Origin of the sequence: Ferrimonas gelatinilytica, from assembly GCF_039544205.1 — a bacterium.
In the GTDB taxonomy this organism is placed as follows: domain Bacteria; phylum Pseudomonadota; class Gammaproteobacteria; order Enterobacterales; family Shewanellaceae; genus Ferrimonas; species Ferrimonas gelatinilytica.
In genome coordinates this window covers 122180-144692 of record NZ_BAABLF010000005.1, presented here as the reverse complement: position 1 = coordinate 144692, position 22513 = coordinate 122180, and the positions used below count along the sequence as shown (strand labels likewise).

Sequence of the window (22513 nt, the reverse complement as noted above, 5' to 3'; positions counted from 1 at the left end):
GGCTCAAGCCTCCGGTTCGATGGGATTAACCTGGGTCACGGTTACGCCGGGTCGCACGTATTGCAGCCCCTCCAGGATCACTCGCTCACCCTCCACCACCCCGTCGGTCACCAACCAGGACTGACCGATCAGCTGAGCGGCCTCCACTACCCTCTGCTCCACCCTGTTGTCCTTATCGAGCACCATTACCGTGGCTTGCCCCTTGGCATTTCGGGATACCCCACGGGCCGGAACCAGAAAGCCCTTCGACATGCGCCCACGAACCAGCTCGGCCCGAACAAACATGCCGGGCAGGAGCAGGTAATCGGGGTTGGGGAAGGTAGTACGTATGGTGAAGGTGCCGGTCGTGACATCCACGTTGATGTCCGCAAACTTGAATTCACCCGGATGTTGGTAGCGCGAGCCATCGTCAAAATAGAGTACGATGGCGGCAGCATCCTCATCCACCCGCTCGATGTCGCCACTGGCCCAGGCGCGTCGTAGTGTGTTGAGTTCCCGACTGGATTCGGTGACGTCCACGAAGATGGGATCAAACTGCTGCACGGTGACCAACGGCTGGGCCTGGCTGGCCGTCACCAAAGCGCCGGGTGTCACCGTCGAACGACCCGCCAGGCCGGTGATGGGGCTGTAAACCCGCGTATAGTCCAGATCGATCTCCGCCGTTTCCACCTGGGCCAACGCGGTTTCCACGTCCGCCAACGCCTGGAAATATTGTGCCTGGGCGTCATCGAAGTCCTGACGGGAGACCGCACGGGAGTCCACCAGGATCTGGTAACGTTCGGCGCGGGCCTGAGCGGTCTTGAGATTCGCTCTTGCCCGGGAGAGGGCGGCCTTGGCCTGCACCAGGCGAGCCTCAAAGGGGGCAGGATCAATAAGATAAAGCTGTTGTCCCTTCTCAACCGGGGCGCCTTCGCGGAAGTTCTGTTCCAGGATGATGCCACTGATTTGGGGCCGTACTTCCGCTTCCAGCGAGGCCTTGGTACGTCCAGCCAGGACGGAGGTCAGCGTCACGGGTTGCGCGTTAAGCGTGAGGGCACCGACCTCAATGGGCGGGGGCCCGCCGGTTACTTGATCCGAATCCCCACAGGCAGACAGCGTAAACGCCGCCATTAACATGACAAGCCATGCCCAGTCCCGAAATGCCATATGCCGTTGCTCCCAAGAAGTTTGCCGAAAAAGATCACGGCATTCAAAACGTAGCAAACTTAGGCAATGTTGCTCGGGATGTCCTAGGTCCGGTGAGACTTTATTGCACCAGGGTCAGGGCCTGCTCACGCCCCCGCTGATAGGGCAGAAACAGCAGCAACAAGGCACCTATCAGGAAAAAAGCCAGGATAACCAACAGGCCTTGGCGCAAAGAGAGGAGATCCGCCACCAAGGCAAAAGCCAGGCTGCCGAGGATCGCCGACGCTCGGCTGCATACCCCCCAAAGCCCGAATACTAGGCTGCTCCAGCCACGAGGCGCCAGGAGACCCACCAGGGTTCGACTGGCACTTTGTGTCGCACCAAGACCAGCGCCGGCCATTACGGAGCAGAGCATGAAGAGGTCGTTTTGCGTTTGGCCCGTCCACTGTGCCAGGGGTTTCAGATAGAAGATGCAAAGGACACCCGCGGCCCACCAGAGCAGGGTCAGGATCACCGTGGCCTTGGGCCCGATGGCGCGCTCCAGCACGCCGAAAAGCAGTGCACCCAAAAGGGCTGAAAGCTGCAGGGCAAGAAAGATCGCGGTCTTCTCGCCCGGGGTAAGACTCAGCTCCGAGGCCAGGTAGATCCCGAAGAACTTGATGATGATCGCCATGCCGGCGCTGTAAAGGGTAAAGATCCCGAGGAAACGCCACAGGACGGGCAGTGATTGGCGAAGGTGCCAGCTAGCATTCAAGCGTTGGTGCAACCTGGGCCAAATTCGTTGCCAACGAATGTTCGATGCCATAGGGCGCCTCTCCCTGAGCCACCACAATGAGGGCAGAGAAACCAGCACCAGAAAGGCAGCCACCGCGACCATCGCCAACTGGTTTTGATGAATATAGAGATTGAGATCCCTCTCAGGGGTCACCTGGATGATCCCAAACAGCACCCAGACCAGGCTGGCCAGACCGCCCAAGTAGCCCAGCCCCCACCCCAGGCCGGAGATCCACCCCATACTTCGCTCGTCCGCCAGATCCGTCAGGTAAGCGGCACAAAACACCTCGGACAGCATCCAGGCGGTATTGCTTATCACGATCAGGCCCAATGCCCAGATCAGACCGCCGGGACCGACGAAATAGAGCAGCCCGGTGGCGAGGGCGCAGAGCCAGAGGCTCATCATCAGCATCCGCTTTTTGCCGCCATAGAGATCCACCAGGGCGCCCATTATGGGCGCCAACATCATCGCCAACAGGCTGGATACAGCCATCGCAAAACCCCAGAGGCTGTTGCGCCAGGGGCTCTGCTCCGGCACCAGGTAGTCGACAAAGAAGGCGCTGTAGACCAGGGTGATCACCACAGTGGTGTAGGCAGAGTTGGCCACATCGAACATCGCCCAGCCGAAGATCTCCCGTTTTCTGCCGGCCATCCGCTTTCGCTCATCCATGGCAACGCCCTGTTTCATAAAATTAATGCTCAGGCTACACCATGGAAGTAGGTCCTGGCATGTTCGATGTTTCCAAATGACACTCCCAAGGATCATTCGCCTTAGCCGATTAACCCAGCTAATAAATCCAATCATCCTCCTCATCCCGGCGGTCTATCGTTACAGATGCATCGACATCTTTGACCGTTTGAGGAGGTTCCCATGTCGTTGAAAGGGTCACAAACCGAGCAAAATCTGAAAGACGCCTTCTCCGGCGAATCCCAGGCCAACCGCCGCTACCTCTACTTTGCCGCCAAGGCCGACGTGGAGGGATACAACGACGTGGCTGCGGTCTTCCGATCCACCGCTGAGGGGGAAACGGGCCACGCCCATGGGCATCTTGAGTACCTTGAGGCGGTCGGCGATCCCGCCACCGGTCTGCCCATCGGGGGCACCAGCAGTAACCTGAAGGCGGCGATCGCCGGCGAGACCCACGAGTACACCGATATGTACCCCGGGATGGCGAAAACGGCCCGCGACGAAGGGTTTGATGAGATTGCCGACTGGTTCGAAACCCTGGCAAAGGCGGAGCGCTCCCACGCGAACCGGTTCCAGAAAGCGCTGGATAATTTGGACGAGTAGGAAGCATCTCATGAGTCGTAAAGAGGGCAGCCTTGAAGCGCCGGTGCGCCACCCCATCCGGTGGCGCGATGAGAAGTTCTACGATAAGGCGGTCCTTGAGCAGGAGCTGGAGCGGGTCTTCGACATCTGCCACGGTTGCCGACGCTGCGTCAGCCTCTGCCAATCCTTCCCTACCCTCTTCGACCTGGTGGATGAGTCTGACACCATGGAGGTGGACGGGGTCGATAAGCGGGACTTCAAGAAGGTGGTCGACCACTGCTACCTGTGCGACCTCTGCTTTATGACCAAGTGTCCCTACGTGCCTCCCCACGAATGGGCGGTAGACTTCCCACATCTGATGCTTCAGGCCAAGGCGCAGCACTTCAAAGCCCATGGCGCCGGGGCGCGTGACCGCCTTCTGACCAGCACCGACAGCGTCGGCCGCTGGGCCAGCGCTCCCGGCATCAGGCACACTCTCAACGCAACGAGGGATATTCAGGTGTTTCGTGTGGCATTGGAGAAGGGGCTGGGGATCCACCGGTCAGCACAGCTGCCCGCCTATCAGCGCCCCACTTTGGTCCAACGCGTTAACCATCACACGAACGCCAAAGCTCAGGCCGACGAGATTGAGGCACACGCGGTTGGCGAGACCAGCGGCAAGCTGGCGATCTTCGCTACCTGCTTTGCCAACTACACCGCCCCGGAGCTGGCGGAAGATTTCATTGCAGTCTTTACCCACAACCGGGTCCAGTTTACTGCCATTGAGAGTGAGCAGTGCTGCGGCATGCCGAAGTTGGAACTGGGCGATCTGGAGAGCGTCGACCGGCTCAAACGCCACAATATTCCGCTGTTGGCCCGCTGGGTTCGGGAGGGGTGGGACCTGACCGCCCCGATCCCCTCCTGTGTACTGATGTTCAAGCAGGAGTTGCCGCTGATGTACCCGGACGACGAGGAGGTGGCCTTGGTCGCCCGGGCCTTCTTCGATCCCTTTGAGTATCTCTGGCTCAGGCACAAGGCGGGCGCCCTCAATACCGAATTCGCCCGCTCACTGGGAAAGATCAGCTACCAACCCGCCTGCCATCAACGAGTGCAGAACTTTGGCCCCCGTACGCGAGATCTCCTGGCACTGATCCCGGATACGGAGATCACCACCATAGAGCGCTGCTCCGGGCACGACGGAACCTACGCGGTCAAACTGGAAACCCGGGATGCCTCGGTGAAGATCGCCAGACCGGTGGTTCGGCGGGTCAACGAGACCCAACCGGATCACCACACCAGCGATTGTCCCATGGCGGCCAGTCACATCGGCAGCCAGCTGGACCGACCTACCGCCATTCCTCACCCCATGACACTGCTGCGTCAGGCCTATGGCCTATGAGCAACGGAGGAGACGATGAAGAAACTGCAACGGGATGATCTTTTGTCTCTGGAGTCTTACGCGGCCCAACGTGACGGCTTTCGAGCCCGGGTGATGGGCCACAAGCAGTCGCTGCAACTGTCACTGGGTCCCCACCTGCGCCTGCTGTTCGAGGACCGACTGACCATTCAGTACCAGGTGCAGGAGATGCTGCGTATCGAGAAGCTGTTTGAAGCCGAGGAGATACAGCAGGAGCTGGATGCATACAACCCGTTGATCCCGGACGGGGACAACTGGAAAGCCACCATGATGCTGGAGTACCCGGATATCGATGAGCGTCGTGAAGCCCTCAGTCAATTGGTGGGGATAGAGGAGCAGGTGATGCTGCATGTGGGCGATGAACCGGCAGTGGCACCCGTGGCTGACGAGGATATGGACAGAAGTGAGCCGGGCAAGACCTCCAGCGTCCATTTCCTGCGCTGGCAACTGAGTGACGAAATGCGACAGGCACTCAGTGAAGGTGCGCCGGTCTGGTTTAGCTGTGAACATCCGGCATTGGCCGCCCGAACAGAGCCGCTTGGCGAACCAACGCGCAGTGCCCTGATCCAGACCCTTGATCCCCTGCGTCCCCACTGAGCCGTCACGGGCGTTTCGGGTAGAGTGCAGCCATCGTAATTCGCTTGGACAAAGCGGCCCCAGCGGGCGCTCAGGTTTCGTCAAAGGCCTCATGAACCCTCCTCGCAATGCCCCCATGCGGCTTCTGTTTCTTGCCCTGGCGCTCGCCACCTTGCCGGCATGGGGGAGCCTCTCTCCTGCCGGCGCAGAAGCCCAACCTGAGACGGCGTTGCTCCGCGCCCTGGAGGGCCGATGGCAGGGCACTCTGCTTGGCCCCAACTCTTCGCACACGGATAAGCGATCATCGGTAATCCTGATGGCCTTCCCCTCCACCGGGCACTCCTCGGGGAACGCACTGATGCCAAACCTCCCATCCCTGACGTTGCACTACCGCTTCTCCTTGCAGCTGAGCAATGCACAGAGACCGCAGCCGCGCATTATTGATGACACCCTAACGCTGGTTATCCCGAACGCTTCGCGCCCATTCTCCGCTGCTCTTCCTTGTACCGGTTCCGACGCGGTGTCTGCCGAGTTGGTACGCTGGCAACGCCTCTCCAGTCAAATCTGGACTGCAGCGTTCGATCAGCTCTGTCGACTACGCGACAGGCCCGTGCGCCTGCGCCGGGTTTTCACCCGCCAGGGCAGCACCCTCCAAGAGCACGCACGACTCGATTACCTTGATGACAGAGAGCCTTACTGGCGGACGCTTTACCGCGTCCACTACCGTCTTGATGCGGCTGAGGCTGCATCACCGACTCTGTTCCCTTCCCCCTCCAGTCCCGATCCTCTGCTCTTTAAAAAAACGGCTCATCCCTGAGCCAGACCGATCCACTGCCAAAGCAGGAAAAAGCCGTTTCACGCCCTTCGTCACGCCATAAGCTGTGGTACACTCTGCGTCCAATAAACCGCCCAACAACCTCTTGTCGTAGAAGGTCTTTCATGGACGACAACAAACGCCCACTTTATATCCACTACGCTGGTCCAGTACTGCTGGAAGCCCCCCTGCTTAACAAGGGCTCCGGCTTTACCCAGGAGGAGCGAGACTCCTTTAACCTGCACGGCCTGCTGCCCGCCGCCGTAGAGTCCATTGAGGAACAAGCCAAGCGAGCCTACAAGCAGTACGCCAACTTCACCAGCGACATGGACCGCCACGTCTACCTGCGTAACATCCAGGACACTAACGAGACGTTGTTCTACCGCCTGGTGCAGGACCACATCAGCGAGATGATGCCGATCATCTACACCCCCACGGTCGGGGCCGCCTGTCAGCAGTTTTCAGACATCTACCGTCGTGCCCGTGGGCTCTTCATCTCCTATTCGGATAGGAATCGCGTCGATGATCTGCTGGCCAACACCGTGCCACAACACGCCAAAGTGATCGTGATCACCGATGGGGAACGGATCCTGGGCCTCGGCGATCAGGGGATCGGCGGCATGGGGATCCCGATCGGGAAACTCTCCCTCTACACCGCCTGCGGTGGGATCAGCCCCGCCTATACCCTGCCCATCGTGCTCGATGTGGGCACCGATAACGCCCAACTGCTCGAAGATCCCATGTACATGGGCCTGCGCCAACCGCGGGTGACCGGTGAGGAGTACGAGGAGTTTGTTGAACTGGTGATGCAGGCGATCCAGCGGCGCTGGCCCGATGCCCTGGTCCAGTTCGAAGATTTCGCCCAGAAAAACGCCATGCCCCTGCTGGAGCGCTACAAAGATCGCATGTGCTGCTTCAACGATGACATCCAGGGCACCGCCGCGGTTACCGTGGGCTCCCTGCTGGCCGCCTGTAAAGCTCAGGGGCAGGAGCTCAAAGACCAAACCGTCGCTTTCCTCGGCGCCGGTTCCGCAGGTTGCGGCATCGCCGAAGCGATCATCGCGGAGATGGTGGCTCAGGGGCTCTCGGAAAGCGCCGCCCGGGCCCGGATCTTCATGGTCGACCGCTGGGGCCTGTTGCAGGAAGGGATGGTCAACCTGTTGGATTTCCAGCAAAAACTGGTGCAGCAGCAGAAAGCGATCAAGGGTTGGGCCCTGGAGGACAACAACATCGCCCTGCTGGATGTGATCCGTAATGCCAAGCCCTCGGTGTTGATCGGCGTTTCCGGGCAACCAGGACTGTTCACCGAAGAGGTGATCCGCTCCATGGCCGAGCACCACGACCGCCCCATCGTCTTCCCCCTCTCCAACCCCACCAGCCGGGTGGAGGCGACGCCGGAAAACATCCTGCGATGGAGCGACGGGCGGGCCCTGGTTGCCACCGGCAGCCCCTTTACGCCGGTCCACCTGAACGACGAGGTTTACCCCATCGCGCAGTGCAACAACAGCTACATCTTCCCAGGCGTAGGACTGGGCGCACTCGCCGCCGGGGCCAGCCGCATTACCGACAACATGCTGATGGCCTCCAGTCGTGCCCTGGCGGAGTGTTCGCCCCTTGGCCAGAAGGGGGAAGGCCCGCTGCTGCCGTCGTTAGAGTCGATTCAGGAGGTGAGCAAGCAGATCGCCTTTGCCGTGGGTAAAGCGGCCATGGCCGATGGCGTTGCCATGAAGGTCAAACTGGATGATCTGCGCGCGGCGATCGACTCGGTCTACTGGACCCCGGAATACCGCAGCTACAAGCGCTCAGCGTTCTAAATTTTCCTGACCGGGAATCGAAAACGCCACCCAACGGGGTGGCGTTTTTTCTGGTTGACGCTGTGGGCAAGCCGGTAGGCGGTTTGTGCCCGCTCACGCCTCCAGGGGGCTCACCTGGCCCTCGAGCAACGGTTTTCCGCCCTCATTGACCAGCCGGAGCGCCTCACCTTCCCCCTCCACCGTTGCGCTGATCGGCAGCAGTGCGGGACGCTTGAAATCAAACTCGGCCGCTTTAAGCGGCGTTTTGACCGTTGATAGTACCTTGGCAACCATGTACATCCCGTGGGCAATGGGCGCATCAAAGCCAAACGGCTTGGCGGTGAACCTGTGCAGATGGATGGGGTTATAGTCGCCGGAGATCTTGGCGTATCCCCTGGCCGAGGCGGTATCCAGCGTCAGCGATGCCAGTGCCTGCCAATCCCGGGTCACCCTCGGAGTTCGAGCCGGTCGGCGACGGCGGCTATTTTCCGGCGGCGGCATCCGCAGCAAGCAGCGACTGTAGTACGCTGCCACCTCCTGATCCTGCGCACCGAAGAAACGTCCCACCAGTTCAAACTCCAAACCGGCATCGGTGCGCTGCTGCGTGCCGACATTGAGGACAAAGCGGTAGTCGCTGTCGGTATCCATCGGGGCAGACTGCACGAACCTTACTCCCATGTGGATCATCCCAAGAGGCTTGACCGGCACATCCGGATCCGTCAGCAGCATCAGTTGCAGCGGCTGTGTGGCCACGAACGGGAAGCTCAGGGGCAGCGCACCGGACTCGAAACCACAAAATGCGTTGTAGCGCTTGAGTTTGGCGGGGTCCAGGCGAAAGTTGGCCACCTCGATCTGGGCATCCGGCAGCTCAGCATTATCGCAACGCTTGGTGAATCCCTTCCACAGCAGGGTTAAGTTCGAGGGGATCTGATCGGTGCGGATCGACTGCTGCATGACACTTCCTATTTCACTGTCTGAGGTTAAGGCGTCGCTAGCATACCCGCCTTCCCCCCATGCAGAGGCCCGACCACAACGGTTAACGGCGGAAGCTTAACGTTTTTCTCTGTGCCTGGCGCTGCTCAACACTGAGTTGGGCTTGTTGTTCCAACCAATCGAACATCGCCCGGATGGAGGGGACATCCCGCCGATCCGGGTGACACACCACCAGGTAGCGTTGGGCGGCACGGACAAAGGCATCAAAGGGCACCACCAGATTCCCTGCAGTCAGCTGGGGCGCGACCATATGCCAACGTCCCAACGCTACCCCCTGGCCAGACATGGCGGCTCGATAGGCCAGATCCGCCCGGTTGAAGACATAGCCCCGCTCCATATCCAGGTGGGTGAGGCCAGCATCCCGCGCCCAGTACACCCACTCAGTGTGCATCCCGGTTCCCTTCCAAACCGTCTCGTCATGAAGCAGCAGGCATGCCTCCAACCCATCGGGGTTCTGCCACAGCCGGTACTCGTCGGCATACTCGGCACTGCACACTGGCACCAGGTATTCGTCAAACAACTCATGTTGGTGCAGCTTGTGCTGGCCGGGCAAGTCATAATAGACCGCCACATCCACCGGCTCATGCTGAAAATCCGTGGTGCGATTCTGGGCGCGCACCTTGAGGGTCAGCTTGGGGTAGCGGCGATGAAGATCCCCAAGACGCTCCGCCAACCAGCAGCGAGCAAAGCTGTGGGGTACGGCGATACTCAGTGAGGAGGTGAACTCCTGCTGGCGCAGATCCCGGATGGCGGCGTCCAGCTCTCCCAGGGAGCTCTCCAGTACCGCCAAAAGACCAGCTCCCTGCTCGGTTAACTGCAGCCGGCGGTTGAAGCGCAGAAACAGCTTGAATCCCAGCTGCTCCTCCAGCTTCTTGATCCTGTGGCTAACGGCACTCTGGGTCAGGTGCAACTCCTGGGCCGCCTGGGTAAAACTCAAGTGACGGGCCGCGCTGGCGAAGCAGTGCATGGAGGAGAGAATAGCGCTACTCAGCATAATGGTGTTCGCATAACCTCAATGGATCTTCCCTCCATCATAATTCACGCCCCCGGCGGCACCAGACAGAGCGATGACGCGGTGATGGGTTCGGGAGCGGGATCACACAGCGGCAGTTCGAACGGGCATGGCAGCAAAGCGCTCAAGCCCGCCCAAGGGGACACCACTGGCCATTGAGCTCAACACCATACTCCCCATTACGCAAACTGGCCTGCTGCGCCAATCGATAGTAGAGGTTGCGTCCAAGCCGCCCCTGGTTACCGTGCCACAACAAAATGCAGGGCAGCTCCCCCGCCAGGGTCCAGGGGTGCGAAGGGCCCACGGGGAGCGCAACACCCAGGGGACCCATCAACCACCAGCGCCGGCCCCCGCTATCATCCTGTTGGACGGTGGCCAGATCGGTTTCCGGCACCTCAGCGGCACTCTCGGGGTCTTTGCCATAGCGCAGCTCCGTTAGCAGGAAGGGTTTGTCCTGAACCCGGATCCGCCACTTCTCCACCGGCGTGACCAGGTAGTAGTGACCGTCCGCCTCCCGGCGCAGCACGCTGGCCAGTAATCGCACCAGTCGCTCCCGGGTGATGGGACTGCCCTGGCTGTGCCACACTCCCTCGCGATCGATCTCGATATCGATATCGCCACACAGGGGAGGATCCCAAAGCGCCAGCTTAGGATGCTCCCCCACCTGGGTGGTCAGACGTTCCAGCATGGCATCTCCTTACCCGGTGCGGGATCGGGTGGTTTCATCCAGGGCCAGGTTGACCCCCTCCAGTTGCTGCAGCAGCGCTTGCAGCGGGTGGCGCAGGCGCTGATGGGCGATCCGCTTCACCTGACTACGGCAAGAGTAGCCGCTGACCAGGGCTTCCGGCGCATCCGACTCGATCTCAGCCTGCCAATGCATCTGGTAGAGCGCCCGGGAGCGCGTCAGGTTGACGCTCTCATGGCCATAGGTTCCCGCCATGCCACAGCAGCCAACACTGACCAGATCCAGGGTCAGGCCAAAATGGGCAAACAGCTGCTGCCACTCCTGACCGCCCTGGGGCCGCACGCTGCTCTCGGTACAGTGCCCCATCAACCGATAGTGTCCCCGTCCACAAGCCTGCTGGCGCCAGCGATGGCGCTGACTGAGCAAGAATGGCGGCAACATCTGCACCTGGAACCGAACCTGCTCCGCGCCCAGGGCCTCAACGTACTCATCCTGGTAGGTCAATACCAGGGCAGGATCCAGCCCGACCATAGGGACCTGGTAACGGGCCAGGCGGTTCAGCGCATCGGCGGTGCCAGCGGCGGTCTGACGAAAACGGTCGAGAAACCCCTTGATGTGCTCCGGTTTGCCGTTTTTCAGGTAGGGCACCAGCAGGGGGGTAAACCCCAGCAGCCTCAGCAGCCTCAGTCCCTGCTCCACCACCGCCGCATCGTAATGGCTGTTGAAAGGGTCCTGCACCAGCAGCACCGCGTCTGCCCGCTGCTGATCACTCATGTCGGCCAGTTGCTGCTCCAGCTCCGTCATCGTCGCAGGCTGGCTCCGTCCCAGCCGCGCCCTAAGGGTGGGCACGGAGAGGGCTGGCGTATCCACGTAGCCCAGCAGCGTTTTTACCAGGTAGCGACTGACGGGGTTTTGCGTCAGCAGGTTAAACAGTCCGGCGAAGCGGGCCTGCAACGGCAGGGTGTCTTCCAGACGGGCTACCAGGTAGTCCTTCATTGGGCGCAGATAGCGACCGTAGTAGTGATGGAGAAACTCCGCCCTGAGGGTTGGAATGTCTACCTTCACCGGGCACGCCCCGGAGCACGCCTTACAGGCGAGGCAGCTTTGCATGCCGGCGTACACCTCGTGGGAGAAATCCGCTGCCCCATCGCGACTGTTGCGCCAACGCTGCCACAGGGAAGCCGGCTTTGGGGGGTAGCTGGAAAGATCCACCCCTTCCCGTGCCAACAACCTCAACCAGGCCCGCATCAGCTCCGCGCGCCCCTTGGGGCTCTCCACCCGGTCACCACTCGCCTTAAAGCTGGGGCACATCGGCGTACTGCTCTGGTAATTGAAGCAGAGGCCGTTGCCGTTGCAGCGCAGCGCCCGTTCGTACTGTTCTCGGCTCAGGGGGCTGATGGTGCGGTTGAAACTGCCCCGGGTGACGCTGTCCAGCGGCAACAGCGACGCATCGCTGTCCATTGGGGTGCAGATCTTGCCCGGGTTGAGCTTATTGTGGGGATCAAACGCCCCCTTGATGTGGCGCAGCGTCTCGAACAGGGGCCCAAACACATCGGGGCCGTACTTGGATCGGATCCCGCGGCCATGCTCGCCCCACATCAGCCCGCCGTAACGCTCGGTCAGCTTGGCCACCCTGTCGGAGAGGCTCAGCAGCAGTTGCTCGTCGGCGGGATCGCACAGATCCAGGGCGGGCCGAACATGCAACACCCCCGCATCCACATGACCAAACATGCCGTAGCTGAGTCCCTCGGCATCGAGCATCGCCCGAAACTCGGCGATGAAGTCCGCCAACGTCTCCGGCGGCACCGCGGTGTCCTCGGCAAAGGCCAGGGGTTTGCGCGCCCCCTTGGTGTTGGCCAGCAGCCCTACCGCCTTCTTGCGCATGGCGTAGACCCGGCCGATACTGGCCGCATCCCGACACACCTTGTAGCCCAGTACCCCCGGGTGCCCGGCCCCCAGGCGCGCCAGCAGCGCCTCAAGCCGTGCCGTCACCTGCGCGGCGGCGCCGGAGAACTCCACCATGTTGATCCCCGCAAAGCGGGCCTGAGCCGCGTCGTCATCCGGCGCCACCAAGTCCGCGACCTGATGCCAGATGATGTCCTCCCGGGCCAGGTTCAGCACTGTGGAGTCGATGGTTTCCACCACGGTGGCCTCCGCGGCCACCAGCGTCGGGGCATGACGCAGGGCCGCATCAAAGCTGTCGTACTGCAGGTTGACCAGTACCCGCTGGGCTGGGATGGGATCCAGATCCAGCGTCGCCTCGACGATGAAGGCCAGGGTCCCTTCGCTGCCGCACAATAACCGGGTCAGGTCCACCACGTCCCGCTGCGGGTCATAGCAGTGTTTCAGGTCATACCCGGTGAGGAAGCGGTTTAACTTGGGAAAGCGGGACTCGATCGCTGCTTCCTGCTCCCGACACAGGGCGACCACCAGCTCTGCCAGCTGCGCCGCCCGCCCCCGAAGCTGGGCCCGCTGCTCGGCGTCCCAGGGGCCGGTCTCGATGCGGCTACCATCGTCCAGGATCGCGGTGACCGAATGGACATGATCGGAGGTTTTGCCATACACCAGGGAGCCGGCACCGGAGGCGTCGGTGTTGATCATCCCCCCTAGAGTGGCACGATTCGAAGTGGAGAGATCCGGCGAAAAGAAGAGGCCGTGGGGGCGAAGCTCGTCGTTAAGGGCATCCTTAATCACCCCGCACTGAACGCGGGCGGTGCGGCTGGCACTGTCCACCTCCAGCACCCGGGTAAGGTGGCGGGCCGTGTCGACGATGATGCCCCGGTTCAGTGACTGCCCATTGGTGCCAGTGCCACCGCCCCGGGCAGAGAAGGTAATACCGACATACTCTTCGTTACTGGCAAGGCGCAGCGCGATCTGCAACTCCTCGATGCTGCGGGGGCACAGCACCGCCTGCGGCAGCAACTGGTAGATGCTGTTGTCGGTGGCATAGGCCAGGCGATGGCCGTAGCGGGTCTCTATCTCGCCTTGAAATCCGGCGCCTTTGAGCGCCGTCAGGTAGCCCTGGTAGAGGGGATCCAGGGTCGCCCGAGGGTCTAAGGCTGGCAGCATGATGGATCCTTTTACGAGTTGAGTGCCTTTCCCGCTAGGATAAAAAAAAGAAGCCGCCTTGTCGGCGGCTTCTTGTTGCAGCACCGGTCGGTGCTTATCAACCTATCCCCTGCGCTTATTGCGCATTGGCGTTGTTGAGTTTTTTACCCAGGTAGAGCCAGGTGTCCACCACGGTGTCCGGGTTGAGGGAGACGGAGTCGATCCCCTCCTCCGCCAGCCACTGGGCAAAGTCTTCGTGATCGGACGGGCCCTGGCCACAGATCCCCACGTAGCGGCCGCGGGCCTTACAGGCCTTGATTGCCATGGAGAGCAGTGCCTTGATGGCGGGGTTACGCTCATCAAACAGGTGGCTGATGATGCCGGAATCCCGGTCCAAGCCCAGGGTCAGCTGGGTCATGTCGTTGGAACCGATGGAGAAACCGTCGAAGTAATCGAGGAACTGGTCTGCCAGCAGGGCATTGGAGGGCAGTTCGCACATCATCTGCACCTGCAGTCCATCCTTGCCACGCTCCAGGCCGTTTTTGCCCAGCTCCGCAATCACCGCTTCCGCTTCACCCAGGGTGCGGACGAAGGGGATCATGATCTCGACGTTGGTCAGGCCCATCTCACCGCGCACCCGCTTGATCGCCTCACACTCCAGGGCAAAGCACTCACGGAAGCTGTCGTCAATGTAGCGGGACGCGCCGCGGAAGCCCAGCATCGGGTTTTCCTCTTCCGGCTCGTAGCGGCTGCCACCCACCAGGTTGGCGTACTCGTTGGACTTGAAGTCAGACAGGCGTACGATGATGCGCTGCGGGTAGACAGAGGCAGCCAGGGTTGCAACGCCTTCCGCCAGGCGGCCGATGTAGAACTCCTTGGGGTCGTCGTAGCCGGCCATCATCTCTTCGATCTCGGCCCGCACCATGGCGTCCTGATCGTCCAGGTTCAGCAGCGCTTTCGGGTGCACGCCGATCATCCGGTTGATGATGAACTCCAGGCGAGCCAGTCCGATGCCGGCGTTAGGCAGACGACCGAAGTCGAAGGCACGATCCGGGTTGCCAACGTTCATCATGATCTTCATCGGCAGCTCCGGCAGGGAGTCCACCCGGGAGCGGGTCACGTCAAACTCCAGTTCACCCTCATAGATGAAGCCAGTATCCCCCTCGGCGCAGGAGACGGTGATGGCGTCGCCGGTGTTGATCTTGTCGGTAGCATCGCCACAGCCCACAACCGCCGGGATCCCCAGCTCACGGGCGATGATCGCCGCGTGACAGGTGCGGCCGCCGCGGTTGGTCACGATGGCAGAAGCCCGCTTCATGATCGGCTCCCAGTCCGGGTCCGTCATGTCAGTCACCAACACATCACCGGGCTGGATCTTGTCCATCTCCTCGATGGAGTCCAGTACCTTGGCGGTACCGGCACCGATCTTGTGACCGATGGCGCGACCTTCAACCAACACATCAGTGCGCTGGCTCAGGGCGAAACGCTCGATCATCTGGGAATCTTCGTTGGAGCGCACGGTTTCAGGACGTGCCTGGACAATGTAGAGCTGACCGTCCAGACCATCTTTGGCCCACTCGATGTCCATGGGACGACCGTAGTGCTGCTCGATGACCACCGCCTGCTTCGCCAGCTCCTGCACCTCTTCGTCGGTGATGGAGAAACGGCCACGCTGATCCGCCGGCACATCGACGATCTCAACCTGCTTGCCGTGAGCTTCATCGGCGGAATAAACCATCTGAATCAGCTTGGAACCCAGGTTGCGGCGCACGATAGCCTTGTGCCCCTTAGCCAGGATCGGCTTGTGAACATAAAACTCGTCAGGGTTAACCGCGCCCTGTACCACCATCTCACCCAAGCCGTAGGCGGAGGTGATGAACACCACATCCTCGAAGCCAGACTCGGTATCGATGGAGAACATCACCCCGGAGGAGGAGCGATCCGAGCGAACCATGCGCTGGACACCGGCGGAGAGGGCCACACCGCGATGATCGTAACCCTGGTGCACACGGTAGGAGATGGCGCGGTCATTAAACAGGGAGGCAAAGACGTGGTGGATCGCCAGCTTGACGGCGCCGATTCCACGGACGTTGAGGAAGGTTTCTTGCTGGCCCGCAAAGGAGGCATCGGGCATATCTTCCGCGGTTGCGGAGGAGCGAACGGCGAAGGAGAGTTCATCTCCGCCCTCTTTGGACAGTTCGGCGAAAGCTTCTTCCACGGCAGCATCCAGCGCCGGGGTGAAGGGGGTATCGATGATCCACTGTCGGATCTGGGCGCCGGCCTTGGCCAAGGCATTCACATCATCTACATCCAGGGTATCCAGGACACTGTAGATCTTCTCGTTCAGACCACTCTGCTCAAGGAACTCCATAAATGCGTCGGAGGTGGTGGCAAAACCGCCCGGCACCTTCACGCCCGCATTCGATAAGTTACTGATCATCTCACCCAGCGAAGCGTTTTTACCGCCCACTCGGCCCACATCGTGCATGCCAAGTTCCTGGTACCAGAGTACGTATTGGGTCACAGCTCTTTCCTCGTTACCTCAGATTTTCAATGGCCCCTTCCGGTAGGGGCGGACACATCTTACACTCCCCCAAAACAACGCGTAAAACGTTATTTTTATTTGTAATTTTATTACCACACGAGGCAAGAAATGGCGCGAAAAGTGTACTTTATCTCCGATGGGACCGCGATCACAGCGGAGGTGTTTGGTCATGCGGTGCTTTCCCAATTTCCCCTTGAGTTTGAACAAACTACGATCCCATTCGTGGAAACGCTGGATAAGGCTGAAGAGGTAAAAGCGCGCATTAATAACTGTTTTATTACTACAGGAGAGCGGCCGCTCCTGTTCCATTCCATCGTCAATCCGGAGATCCGGATGGTCGTAAAGAGTACCGAAGCGCTGGAATATGACTTTCTCAACACCTTTGTTGCCCCCCTGGAGGAGCAGTTGGGGATCAAAGCCGAACCAAAAACCCACCGTACCCACTCCATTAACAATGCCAGTTACGACAGTCGTATCGATGCCATCCACTTCGCCATGGACAACGACGACGGCATCACCATGAAGAACCTCGAGGAGGCAGAGATCATCCTGGTGGGTGTTTCCCGCTGCGGCAAGACCCCCTCCAGCCTCTATCTGTCGATGCAGTTTGGTATCAAGGCCGCCAACTACCCCTTCATAGCGGAAGATATGGACAACCTCCGACTGCCGTCGGAGCTGAAAAAGCACAAACACAAACTGTTTGGCCTGACGATCGATCCCATGCGGCTGCGGGAGATCCGTAACCAGCGCCTTGAGGGCAGCACCTACGCCTCTTTGCGCCAGTGCCGCATGGAACTCAAAGAGGTGGAGGCGATGTATCGCAAGGAGAACATCCCCTACATCAATACCACTTACCACTCGGTGGAGGAGATCGCCGCCAAGATCCTCTCCATGACCGGGATGCAGCGGAAGATGTTTTAATCGACGCGCCAAGCGCCTCAAAAACCTCTGGCCGCGCAGCACCAGCGCGGCCAAATTCCCAAACCTCAGCCACCCATTCCAGGGGAAAATTCGGTATACTCCCGGGAATCTGTCGCTTTACCGCGCCACGCATCGCCTGTATACCGAGCCCATGACCTTTAAGACTGACGAACTACGCACCACCCTACTCTCCAAAGTGATCTCCCCGGCCGAGCTCGCCAGCCAATATCCGCTGAGCGAATCGGGGGCGAACTCACTGCTGCAAGCCCGACGCGATATCGAGGCGATCATCAGCGGCGAGGATCCCCGATTGCTGGTGATCATCGGCCCCTGCTCCATTCATGACGCCACTGCCGCCATCGCCTATGCGGAGCGCTTGGTGAAGTTGCACGAGGAACTCAAGGAGGACCTGCTGATTGTGATGCGGGTCTACTTCGAGAAACCCCGTACCATCGTCGGCTGGAAGGGCCTGATCAGCGATCCGGACCTGGATGGCAGCTTTAGCGCCAATAAAGGTCTGCGCCTGGCCCGTGAACTGCTGGTCAAGATCACCGAGTTGAAACTGCCCATCGCCACCGAGTTCCTCGATATGGTGAACGGTCAGTACATCTCCGATCTGATCACTTGGGGCGCCATCGGCGCCCGTACCACAGAATCCCAGGTTCACCGCGAGATGGCATCCGCCCTCTCCTGCCCGGTGGGATTCAAGAACGGCACCGATGGCAATATACAGATCGCCATCGACGCCGTCCGCGCGGCCCGGGAACCCCACATCTTCTACAGCCCAGACAAAGATGGCCATATGTCGGTGTATCGCACCCACGGCAACCCCTTCGGCCACATCATCCTGCGCGGCGGCAAAGCCCCCAACTATGAAGCGCCACACATTATCGCCGCCCATGACACTCTGAAAAGTTATGGTGTGCTCCCCCGCGTGGTGGTGGACTTCTCCCACGGCAACAGCCTCAAGCAGCATCAGCGTCAGCTGGAGGTCGCAGATGACATCTGCCAGCAGATGGTGTCGCCGCATGGCTACGCCATCGCCGGTGTGATGGCAGAAAGCTTTCTCGTAGAGGGCAGTCAAAAGGTGGTGCCCGGTAAGAGCCTGACCTTCGGACAAAGCATTACCGATGCGTGTCTAAACTGGGAAGACTCGGAAGCACTGCTGCGCAAACTGGCCAAGGCCAGTCGAGCACGGCGGACCCAGCTTCCCCGCTGAACCCTCGTCGCACCCCCAATCACAACCCGGCAATTTGCCGGGTTGACTTTTATCAGGCGAAAAAATCCCCTAAAGTAGTTTCAGGTAACTCAATTGATAACAATGAGATAAGGCGTAGACGGACATGGATGACACGCAACTGACGATAGTGATCGCCGATGACCATCCCCTGTTTCGAGGCGCCCTGCGTCAGGCCCTCATGGGACGCATCGAAGCCCGCTGGCTGGAAGCGGACTGCGCCACCCGTCTCGATACCCTCCTCAGGCAGACCTCGGTAGACTTGGTGTTACTTGACCTGGAGATGCCCGACAGCCACGGTTACTCGACCCTTATCCACCTACGCAGCCACCACCCGGCTGTCCCTGTGGTAGTGATCTCCGCCCATGAGGATCCCAATACCATCAGCAAGGCACTCTCCTACGACTGCCAGGGGTTTATCCCCAAGTCCTTCAGCCCGGACCAGTTGACCGAGGCGATTCAGCAGGTGCTGGATGGGGATACCTATCTGCCCGACAATGTCGCCATGCTCGCGGACTGCGATGCACCCATGGATGACATCGGCAACCGGCTGGCGGACCTCACCCCCCAGCAGTACCGGGTGCTGCAGATGTTCGCCGAAGGGATGCTAAACAAACAGATCGCCTACGACCTTGGCGTGTCTGAGGCCACAATCAAAGCGCATGCCACCGCGATTTTTCGCAAACTTGGGGTGCGCAACCGGACCCAGGCGGTGATCGCCCTGCAGGGCCTGGAGATGGCCAAAAAAGCGTTGTAAAGCTCGATTGAGCAAGCGTGATCTCGCAAAAAGGGGAGAGCCTGTGCTCTCCCCTTTTGTTGCCTTTAGACGACGCCCTGCTAGCGGTATAGCAGCGTTGACTCCGCATCCTGCCAGGTGCCACGAATGGGGTAATGGTTCTCCGGATCCCGGATCCAGGCGAGCCCCTTAACCAGTGACTCCAGCTCAGGACGCACAAAGGGGTTATTGGAGATATCCACCACGTGCAGGTGCCCCTCTTCGTTCACCACAAACAGGCCCGGCTCAGGAAAGTTATGGTCGGTCTCCTCTTCGGAGCGTGGCAGGGAGATGTAGAGGCCCAAGGTCTCCATCTGCTCCTCCGTCAGACCATAGGCGATGGGAAAGGAGACCGTCAGGCGGCTAAGGTGTTCCTCCACCTGGTCACGGCGATCAGCGGTCACGGCAATGATATCGATGCCGTTTTCGCTCAGCGCCTCGACATGCCCCTCGAGCGCATTGAGATACTTAGTACACAACGGACAGTGCCGACCACGGTAGATAACCACCAGCTGCCATTCACAGTGGCCGCGGGGTACACCGAGCGTCACCTCGTCGCCGTCCAAAGTGGTCACCATGACATGAGGAAAGATCGCGCCAGCCTGCAGTTTCTGATTCTTCTCCATATTTAGCTCCGTCATTGAGAAAGAGAAAAAGCTTAGGTTATTGAGAATAGTACGAGCTGGTCACAAGTAGCGTTGCAGATGTTCCCGATAGCGCTGTAGATCCTGCTCTACCTGGGGGTTCTTCATCACATCAAAAGCGGCAAAGGTCGGCAGCGGCTCCATACCGAAGAATCGAAAATTCATATGCTGCGGATAGAGCAGGTCATCCACGCCCTTACCCTTGAAAAGCCACTGGTCAGGATCGTCAAAGGCCTCCGCCGGCGCATTAAAGGTCAGCGACATCAGGTACGCCTTACCACCAAGCTTGCCACCGGTGCCGTACTGCCGATTTGCGTCCTCACGGCTGCGGCCATCGCCATCACACAATGCCCCCATCATCCCCGCGGTATAGACCTCATCCATGTATCTCTTGAACGACCAGGGCACCCCCATCCAGTTCACCGGGATCTGCAGCAGGATCCGGTCCGCCCAGAGGTGCTTCTCGATCTCCTCCTCCACGTCATAGTTCGTCGTCATCTCGGTATGGCGTACCTGGTACCCCTTCTCTTGTGCTTGCTGCTGCGCCAGTTCAACCAGGGCGGCACTGAGTTTGCCCTCGGAAAAGGGATAGGGCTGGTGGGTGTTGATGATCAGTAAATTCATCTCTGTCTCCAAATCGGATTTCACGGTTTGGAGGCAGTCTGACGTTGCAAGAAACCATAATCAACCAGTATACTTTTTGTAACCACCATTTCGCCCATCGCTGAAATCTGCCGACAGTGCAGCGCCCAGATAAAAGTGAGGTCACCATGCCAACTCCCATCCCCCATTATCCCGGCGACAAAGTAGAGAAAGCCGAACACAAAGTGACCATAGAACCTTGCATGGAGCCCTGTCCCATCGAACGAGGAATGCGCATCATCGGGGGAAAATGGAAAGGCTCTATTCTCTGGCACCTCAAAGAGGGGCCGGTACGTTTTAACGATCTCACCCGCATGCTCGGCGGTGCCAGTAAGAAAATGGTCAACCAGCGCCTCAAGGAGATGGAGGCGCAGGGGCTGCTGGTCCGAACTGTCCTCAATGATCGCCCCATCGCCGTCTCTTACACCATTACTGAGTTTGGCCGCTCCTCACTGGCGATACTGGAACAGTTGAAGTATTGGGCCGAGAAGCACGATATCTGATCCTTCAGCCGGCTGAGCGTCCGATGCGAGATAAGTTGCGCACCGCTGAAGCGAATTCCGCCAGCCGGTGCGCCACCCTTACAGCAGATCCGTGACGGAGTGGTGATGAAAGGTTTTCTCGGCTGTTACCCCCATGTAGGCTATGGCGAAATTTTTATAACAAAACGCCGAATCAAGGCCGCTTCAGGATGACAACAACCAATACAAACAGCAGCAATGACCTTACGGAAGTAAAGCAACTGGGATTATGGGCCTCCATCGCCAGCCTCAGCTATGTCTTCTGGCTGGTCGGTGGCATGGAGCTGATCGAACGTCTCGCTTACTACGGCGTCAAAAGCTCCGCCGCCCTCTACGCCCAGGCCCCAGCCTCCGCCGGCGGTCTGGGGATCACCATGGGGGACTTCGGCATCATCCTGATGGTCTGGGCCCTACTGCAGACCTTCATTCCGGTCTTCACCGGCGGAGTGTCCGACCGGATCGGCTATAAGGAGACCATCTTCCTCTCCACGGTGATGAAGATCGGCGGTTACCTGCTGATGGCCTTTTTCCCCAGTTTCTGGGGCTTCATGGCCGGCGCCGTGCTGCTGGCCAGTGGTACCGGTGTGTTCAAACCCGGGATCCAGGGCACCCTGGTACTGGCGACACGTCGGGATAACAGCTCCATGGCCTGGGGGATCTTCTACCAAACCGTCAATATCGGCGGCTTTCTCGGCCCGCTGATGGCGGTGCACCTGCGCCAGCTGGCGTGGGAAAACGTCTTCTTTGCCTGTGCCGCCATCATCTCCCTGAACTTCCTGCTGTTGCTGACCTACAAAGAGCCTGGCAAAGCGGAGCGTCTGGCCCGCCAGGCCAGGATAAAAAGTGGGGAGTTGACCCAGACCCCTCTTTGGCGCGATGCCTGGCAGGAGCTGAAAAAACCGGTGGTGTTCTGGTACATGATCGTCTTTTCCGGTTTCTGGTTCCTCTTCAATGCCCTGTTTGATGTCTTGCCGGTACACATCTCCGAATGGGTGGATACCAGCGTCATCGTACGGGACCTGTTCGGCCCGGAGGGCACCCAAAACGGCATTGCCCAGTTCTGGCTCGGCTTGGACAACAGCGGTACGCGCGTGATGCCGGAAGGGATGTTGAACCTCAATGCCGGCATGATCATGACCAGCTGTTTCCTGGTCGCCGCATTAACCGCCCGCTTTCGCATCACCTCCGCCATGGTCGCCGGCGCGCTGGCCAGCATCGCAGCGTTCCTGATCATCGGCAGCTCCAATTTTGCCTGGGCTATGGTTTTTGCCATTGCCCTGTTCAGCCTTGGCGAGATGATGATCAGTCCCAAGAAAAACGAGTTCATGGGCAACATCGCCCCGGTGGGCAAAAAAGCGATGTACCTGGGGTTTGTGATGCTGCCCCAGGGAATCGGCTGGGGTCTGGAGGGCTACTGGGGACCGAAACTCTACGAGATCTACGCCTCGAAGGAGACCTTCTCCCGCCAGATGCTGGCTCAGGAGGGGCTGACGCCGGATGCCATCGCTGCCATTCCCCACGGCGAGGCATTTACCACCCTGGTGCAGGTAAGCGGGCAAAGCGCCCAAGTGTTAACTCAAACCCTGTACGAAATGCACAACATCGGCTTCGCCTGGTATCTGATCGCCGCCATCGGCAGCTTCTCCGCCCTGGGGATCCTACTCTACGGCCGGTGGCTCAAAGGGTTGCAGTCACGCAGCGCGATACAGTAACAGTTCGCGAATACGATGGCTGACCGCCCC

19 protein-coding genes are annotated in these 22513 nt (G+C 59.8%); 10 read left to right on the top strand and 9 right to left on the bottom strand.

Translation table 11 applies throughout. The features are described 5' to 3' along the window. Positions 1 to 3: 3 nt before the first annotated feature. Positions 4 to 1110 carry an efflux RND transporter periplasmic adaptor subunit gene (locus ABD997_RS03015; RefSeq protein ID WP_345315541.1) on the bottom strand — a complete coding sequence of 369 codons (1107 nt, stop codon included), beginning with the start codon at positions 1108 to 1110 and terminating at the stop codon, positions 4 to 6. A gap of 136 nt (positions 1111 to 1246) precedes the next feature. Continuing rightward, complete coding sequence (locus ABD997_RS03010) at positions 1247 to 2587, bottom strand: MFS transporter (RefSeq protein WP_345315540.1); 1341 nt, start codon at positions 2585 to 2587, stop codon at positions 1247 to 1249. Positions 2588 to 2770: 183 nt separating this feature from the next. Between ABD997_RS03010 and ABD997_RS03005 the strand changes: the two genes are divergently transcribed. The 5 genes from ABD997_RS03005 (at position 2771) to ABD997_RS02985 (ending at position 7769) form a co-directional block, all read left to right on the top strand. Then, entirely contained in the window at positions 2771 to 3190 is a 420-nt protein-coding gene (locus ABD997_RS03005; protein WP_345315539.1) for a rubrerythrin family protein, read from the top strand. Positions 3191 to 3200: 10 nt separating this feature from the next. Further along, the gene (locus ABD997_RS03000) at positions 3201 to 4547 is read left to right on the top strand and encodes a (Fe-S)-binding protein (RefSeq protein ID WP_345315538.1); all 1347 of its coding nucleotides are present in this window, start codon (positions 3201 to 3203) and stop codon (positions 4545 to 4547) included. A gap of 15 nt (positions 4548 to 4562) precedes the next feature. Beyond that, positions 4563 to 5162 carry a DUF3501 family protein gene (locus ABD997_RS02995; protein WP_345315537.1) on the top strand — a complete coding sequence of 200 codons (600 nt, stop codon included), beginning with the start codon at positions 4563 to 4565 and terminating at the stop codon, positions 5160 to 5162. Between the two features lie 91 nt (positions 5163 to 5253). Continuing rightward, positions 5254 to 5958, top strand: coding sequence for a hypothetical protein (locus tag ABD997_RS02990; RefSeq protein ID WP_345315536.1), 705 nt, complete (start codon positions 5254 to 5256; stop codon positions 5956 to 5958). Between the two features lie 122 nt (positions 5959 to 6080). Continuing rightward, positions 6081 to 7769, top strand: coding sequence for an NAD-dependent malic enzyme (locus ABD997_RS02985; protein WP_345315535.1), 1689 nt, complete (start codon positions 6081 to 6083; stop codon positions 7767 to 7769). 93 nt (positions 7770 to 7862) lie between these two features. Here ABD997_RS02985 and ABD997_RS02980 read toward each other — a convergent pair whose 3' ends face one another. The 5 genes from ABD997_RS02980 to ppsA all read right to left on the bottom strand — a co-directional run bounded on the left by ABD997_RS02980 (position 7863) and on the right by ppsA (position 16010). Further along, positions 7863 to 8702 carry a MaoC family dehydratase gene (locus ABD997_RS02980; protein WP_345315534.1) on the bottom strand — a complete coding sequence of 280 codons (840 nt, stop codon included), beginning with the start codon at positions 8700 to 8702 and terminating at the stop codon, positions 7863 to 7865. Between the two features lie 82 nt (positions 8703 to 8784). Beyond that, on the bottom strand, positions 8785 to 9735 hold the full coding sequence (gene dsdC, locus ABD997_RS02975; protein ID WP_345315533.1) for a DNA-binding transcriptional regulator DsdC: 951 nt from the start codon (positions 9733 to 9735) through the stop codon (positions 8785 to 8787). A 142-nt stretch (positions 9736 to 9877) separates the two neighbouring features. After that, positions 9878 to 10441, bottom strand: a complete 564-nt coding sequence (locus tag ABD997_RS02970) for a DUF1285 domain-containing protein (protein WP_345315532.1) — start codon at positions 10439 to 10441, stop codon at positions 9878 to 9880. A 9-nt stretch (positions 10442 to 10450) separates the two neighbouring features. Beyond that, the gene (ydiJ, locus tag ABD997_RS02965) at positions 10451 to 13507 is read right to left on the bottom strand and encodes a D-2-hydroxyglutarate dehydrogenase YdiJ (RefSeq protein ID WP_345315531.1); all 3057 of its coding nucleotides are present in this window, start codon (positions 13505 to 13507) and stop codon (positions 10451 to 10453) included. Positions 13508 to 13622: 115 nt separating this feature from the next. Beyond that, the gene (ppsA, locus tag ABD997_RS02960; protein WP_345315530.1) at positions 13623 to 16010 is read right to left on the bottom strand and encodes a phosphoenolpyruvate synthase; all 2388 of its coding nucleotides are present in this window, start codon (positions 16008 to 16010) and stop codon (positions 13623 to 13625) included. A gap of 129 nt (positions 16011 to 16139) precedes the next feature. On the opposite strand from ppsA, the gene ppsR reads away from it, so the two are divergent. The 3 genes from ppsR (at position 16140) to ABD997_RS02945 (ending at position 18946) form a co-directional block, all read left to right on the top strand. Continuing rightward, positions 16140 to 16952, top strand: a complete 813-nt coding sequence (ppsR, locus tag ABD997_RS02955) for a posphoenolpyruvate synthetase regulatory kinase/phosphorylase PpsR (RefSeq protein WP_345315529.1) — start codon at positions 16140 to 16142, stop codon at positions 16950 to 16952. A 151-nt stretch (positions 16953 to 17103) separates the two neighbouring features. Next, the gene (locus ABD997_RS02950) at positions 17104 to 18171 is read left to right on the top strand and encodes a 3-deoxy-7-phosphoheptulonate synthase (RefSeq protein WP_345315528.1); all 1068 of its coding nucleotides are present in this window, start codon (positions 17104 to 17106) and stop codon (positions 18169 to 18171) included. A gap of 124 nt (positions 18172 to 18295) precedes the next feature. After that, positions 18296 to 18946: a response regulator gene (locus ABD997_RS02945; protein ID WP_345315527.1), complete on the top strand. Its 651-nt coding sequence runs from the start codon at positions 18296 to 18298 to the stop codon at positions 18944 to 18946. Positions 18947 to 19026: 80 nt separating this feature from the next. On the opposite strand, the gene ABD997_RS02940 is transcribed toward ABD997_RS02945, so the two are convergent. Both ABD997_RS02940 and ABD997_RS02935 read right to left on the bottom strand, forming a co-directional pair. Further along, positions 19027 to 19590 carry a redoxin domain-containing protein gene (locus ABD997_RS02940; RefSeq protein ID WP_345315526.1) on the bottom strand — a complete coding sequence of 188 codons (564 nt, stop codon included), beginning with the start codon at positions 19588 to 19590 and terminating at the stop codon, positions 19027 to 19029. Between the two features lie 60 nt (positions 19591 to 19650). Further along, positions 19651 to 20232, bottom strand: a complete 582-nt coding sequence (locus ABD997_RS02935; protein WP_345315525.1) for an NAD(P)H-dependent oxidoreductase — start codon at positions 20230 to 20232, stop codon at positions 19651 to 19653. 146 nt (positions 20233 to 20378) lie between these two features. On the opposite strand from ABD997_RS02935, the gene ABD997_RS02930 reads away from it, so the two are divergent. Both ABD997_RS02930 and ABD997_RS02925 read left to right on the top strand, forming a co-directional pair. Further along, a complete protein-coding gene (locus ABD997_RS02930; RefSeq protein ID WP_425557034.1) occupies positions 20379 to 20753 on the top strand; it encodes a winged helix-turn-helix transcriptional regulator in 375 nt (124 codons plus the stop codon). 188 nt (positions 20754 to 20941) lie between these two features. Continuing rightward, the gene (locus tag ABD997_RS02925) at positions 20942 to 22483 is read left to right on the top strand and encodes an MFS transporter (RefSeq protein WP_345315524.1); all 1542 of its coding nucleotides are present in this window, start codon (positions 20942 to 20944) and stop codon (positions 22481 to 22483) included. Positions 22484 to 22513: the final 30 nt, after the last annotated feature.

Bases quoted from the DNA above. Each gene is read 5' to 3' on its own strand.
- ydiJ (WP_345315531.1), bottom strand. From the start codon at position 13,507: ATGCTGCCAGCCTTAGACCCTCGGGCGACCCTGGATCCCCTCTACCAG.
- ABD997_RS02995 (WP_345315537.1), top strand. From the start codon at position 4,563: ATGAAGAAACTGCAACGGGATGATCTTTTGTCTCTGGAGTCTTACGCG.
- ABD997_RS03010 (WP_345315540.1), bottom strand. From the start codon at position 2,587: ATGAAACAGGGCGTTGCCATGGATGAGCGAAAGCGGATGGCCGGCAGA.
- ABD997_RS02970 (WP_345315532.1), bottom strand. From the start codon at position 10,441: ATGCTGGAACGTCTGACCACCCAGGTGGGGGAGCATCCTAAGCTGGCG.
- ppsR (WP_345315529.1), top strand. From the start codon at position 16,140: ATGGCGCGAAAAGTGTACTTTATCTCCGATGGGACCGCGATCACAGCG.
- ABD997_RS02980 (WP_345315534.1), bottom strand. From the start codon at position 8,702: ATGCAGCAGTCGATCCGCACCGATCAGATCCCCTCGAACTTAACCCTG.
- ABD997_RS02985 (WP_345315535.1), top strand. From the start codon at position 6,081: ATGGACGACAACAAACGCCCACTTTATATCCACTACGCTGGTCCAGTA.
- ABD997_RS03015 (WP_345315541.1), bottom strand. From the start codon at position 1,110: ATGGCGGCGTTTACGCTGTCTGCCTGTGGGGATTCGGATCAAGTAACC.
- dsdC (WP_345315533.1), bottom strand. From the start codon at position 9,735: ATGCTGAGTAGCGCTATTCTCTCCTCCATGCACTGCTTCGCCAGCGCG.
- ABD997_RS02930 (WP_425557034.1), top strand. From the start codon at position 20,379: ATGCCAACTCCCATCCCCCATTATCCCGGCGACAAAGTAGAGAAAGCC.
- ABD997_RS02925 (WP_345315524.1), top strand. From the start codon at position 20,942: ATGACAACAACCAATACAAACAGCAGCAATGACCTTACGGAAGTAAAG.
- ABD997_RS02935 (WP_345315525.1), bottom strand. From the start codon at position 20,232: ATGAATTTACTGATCATCAACACCCACCAGCCCTATCCCTTTTCCGAG.
- ABD997_RS03000 (WP_345315538.1), top strand. From the start codon at position 3,201: ATGAGTCGTAAAGAGGGCAGCCTTGAAGCGCCGGTGCGCCACCCCATC.
- ABD997_RS02990 (WP_345315536.1), top strand. From the start codon at position 5,254: ATGAACCCTCCTCGCAATGCCCCCATGCGGCTTCTGTTTCTTGCCCTG.
- ABD997_RS03005 (WP_345315539.1), top strand. From the start codon at position 2,771: ATGTCGTTGAAAGGGTCACAAACCGAGCAAAATCTGAAAGACGCCTTC.
- ABD997_RS02945 (WP_345315527.1), top strand. From the start codon at position 18,296: ATGGATGACACGCAACTGACGATAGTGATCGCCGATGACCATCCCCTG.
- ABD997_RS02940 (WP_345315526.1), bottom strand. From the start codon at position 19,590: ATGGAGAAGAATCAGAAACTGCAGGCTGGCGCGATCTTTCCTCATGTC.
- ABD997_RS02950 (WP_345315528.1), top strand. From the start codon at position 17,104: ATGACCTTTAAGACTGACGAACTACGCACCACCCTACTCTCCAAAGTG.